The following is a 1,049-nucleotide window of genomic DNA, read 5'->3' as shown; positions in this document are numbered from 1 at the left end:
ACCCAGTCCCGAAGCGAGTAGTGCTTCCGGAAGCGTATTAACGCTGGCACCGGCGATTGACCCGATATCAATCGTCACTGATCCAACGTCGACGGTCCCACTCGCCTGTGTGACATCGTATTTGATGCCAGGTATCCAGTACAGGAGGGGAGCAGCGACGAGCGTCAGTGCGAGGGTAAACACCACAGTAATGATGACGGACATTTGCAGACCGACGACGAATGACGCAAGTCCGAATATGACGAGCAGGTAATTACAGGGGGTAGTGACGACAGCTTTCAAATAGTCGATGATTGATAACTCCCGAGGACTGGCGACAGTGTATGAAATGTCCCGCCCGTAGAGTCTATTCAGAAGTGCAGCCTCGATGATCCCAATGTAGCCAGCGAGTCCAATAACGCCGGCTAATATCGGAATTCCGACCACTACCGGAATCAAACCCACTCCCAGACTGAGTCCAGTCACGAATACGGTGAAGTATGCAATACCGAGTGGGAATCTGGCGAGTAAATATGCAAGATTTGCATATGTCTGTCGACGAAACCCGACACCAAAGATGCGACCGGTGAGCGACTGTCCGTCTGCGGTGCTTGATTGAGCGTGTTGACTCTGAGCCATAGTATGATTATGCAGATGACAGTATATCAGCCCTAATTCACTCTTGCAGGGTGAGAAACAGTGAGTAGAGACATCTTCCGATGGCGTATATATCAGTGACCACCTGCTGGTTAATCAGTATGTTCGGGGAGGCATACCCCAGTGTAATCCTAATATGGATATCACTCGAAGAACAGTCATGATGACCCCGATTGCTGATTATACATCCGGCTTTGGATAGCCCTGGCTTCATTCCTCCATATGGTCTTCTGTCGATCAGATGCCGTACTCTTCGCACAGAGAGACATCACACTCTGCATGAAAGTATGAAGGGTCAGACTGCTATCTAACAGTCGGTGGCAATCTGACCACTGTGTCTCTCCGAACCCACACTCAGACTGAGTTCACCTGGAACGCCCGGTGACGCGTTCGGTTGCAACTTCGGAGACAGA

Annotated in this window: 1 protein-coding gene; it reads right to left on the bottom strand. The window is 50.6% G+C overall.

Annotated elements, in window-relative coordinates:
* Positions 1 to 618: sensor domain-containing protein (locus J07HQW2_RS15720; RefSeq protein WP_021056640.1), on the bottom strand; the 618-nt coding region annotated here is incomplete at its 3' end.
* Between the last annotated feature and the right edge of the window lie 431 nt (positions 619 to 1,049).

Source organism: Haloquadratum walsbyi J07HQW2, assembly GCF_000415985.1.
In the GTDB taxonomy this organism is placed as follows: Archaea; Halobacteriota; Halobacteria; order Halobacteriales; family Haloferacaceae; genus Haloquadratum; species Haloquadratum walsbyi_B.
The sequence above is the reverse complement of the archived record's forward strand: the minus strand, read 5'-3'. Positions and strand labels throughout refer to the sequence as shown.